The sequence below is a fragment of the Vibrio jasicida CAIM 1864 = LMG 25398 genome, from assembly GCF_000400365.1.
Classification (GTDB): domain Bacteria; phylum Pseudomonadota; class Gammaproteobacteria; order Enterobacterales; family Vibrionaceae; genus Vibrio; species Vibrio jasicida.
Genome location: NZ_BAOG01000239.1, coordinates 1 through 842, shown reverse-complemented (window position 1 = coordinate 842; position 842 = coordinate 1). Strand labels below are relative to the sequence as shown.

General features: G+C 40.0%; 1 protein-coding gene. It reads left to right on the top strand.

Annotated features, from left to right (window positions below; genetic code table 11):
• Positions 1 to 155: 155 nt before the first annotated feature.
• On the top strand, positions 156 to 662 hold the full coding sequence (locus VJL_RS27200; RefSeq protein WP_038882480.1) for a DUF6933 domain-containing protein: 507 nt from the start codon (positions 156 to 158) through the stop codon (positions 660 to 662).
• Positions 663 to 842 lie beyond the last annotated feature (180 nt).

The following is an 842-nucleotide window of genomic DNA, read 5'->3' as shown; positions in this document are numbered from 1 at the left end:
GGCATTTTTACTATGCGTTGGTTTTGGTGATTAAGGTGGTATGCGGCGGCTTTGGTATTGCGTTGCTCACCCCTTAACAAGGCGTTATGTTGCAATGAGCTTTCGATATGATCTAATGTTACATAAATCGTTATTATCCCGAGAGAAATCGAATCATGTATCAACTGCGCTGCACTAAGAAATCACAAGACTTGCTGGGTCTTAGACCCCAAGACCTGTCAGATATTGAAAGCGAACATCATATTCTCGGTAATTGGTATATGCATACATTTACTCAAGAGCGTCGAAAATGTCTCTTTTTCATGGAAGAGAAAACTCTGATGTCTTTTGTGCTTATCGGTTTCAAAAAGTCAGAATTCAAGCATTTTAATGAAGCTTTCAAAAGTGGGTTGTTGACCTTACTAGAGCTTGAAAATGCTCCAAATGAGATTCTTTCTTCGTTTGGAAATGCAGAGCCGAATATTAGCTTTACCAAAACTGACAGTCGAAAGTTACTTGGTCACGTTAACGATAAAATGTCGTTGTACCAAGATTTCATATATTCAGATGGCGGTTTTGAGCATTGTGATCTAGCGCAGATCACCGCAAAAATTAATAGAATGCCTCAAAAAGAGCTGGGTTGGGCATTATCAATAGATGTCTTCAATGAGCTCTTCAACTAGCAACATAACAAACTGTTCAAGAGGGATTCGCAACGCGTGGCATTTTCACTATGCGTTGGTTTTAGTGTTTAGGGCGGTATGCTGCGGCTCTTGTATTGCGTTGCTCACCCCTTAACAGGGCGTTAGTTTTATGGAGGAAATATTGTGGAAATCTGGAAGTTATTGTTCTTTATACCTGCG

What these genes read in the sequence shown, in the direction of transcription:
- VJL_RS27200 (WP_038882480.1), top strand. Translation starts at nt 156, where the DNA reads ATGTATCAACTGCGCTGCACTAAGAAATCACAAGACTTGCTGGGTCTT.